We start from the raw sequence: 405 nt of genomic DNA, 5'->3' as shown, positions 1-405 counted from the left end.
CGCCGGCGTACAGCTCCGAGAGCGTCCAGTCGATGATCCGGGACGCGAACGCCGTGTCGCCGGCCGCGCTGAACAGCACGATCCCCTCCGCCGCGGCGTGGACGTCCTTCGGATAGGCGCTCTCCTCGTCCCAGTTGGGCGCCCCGGAGGGCTCGAACAGCGTCCGGCGGTAGAACTCGATCCCGCGCTCTAGCGTGTCGTCGTACCGGGTCGCCCCCGTCACCTCTCGATGCCGGAGGAGCGACTCCAAGACGAACCCGTTGTGGTGGTTGTCCATCGAGAGGTGCGAGGCGGACGGCGGGTCGGTGTACGTCCACCCGCCGACGTCGGCCTGCTGGCTCGCGACGTAGTCTAAGATCCGCTCCGCTCGCTCGCGGAGTTCGGGACGAGGGTGGCGATCGTGGA

Annotated in this window: 1 pseudogene; it reads right to left on the bottom strand. The window is 69.1% G+C overall.

The window, feature by feature from the left end:
• A pseudogene (locus EXE44_RS18395) lies at window positions 1-405 on the bottom strand (antibiotic ABC transporter permease); the annotation flags it as partial.

It is taken from the genome of Halorubrum sp. SS7, assembly GCF_005435055.1.
Classification (GTDB): domain Archaea; phylum Halobacteriota; class Halobacteria; order Halobacteriales; family Haloferacaceae; genus Halorubrum; species Halorubrum salinarum.
This window is presented reverse-complemented; position numbering and strand designations above follow the sequence as displayed.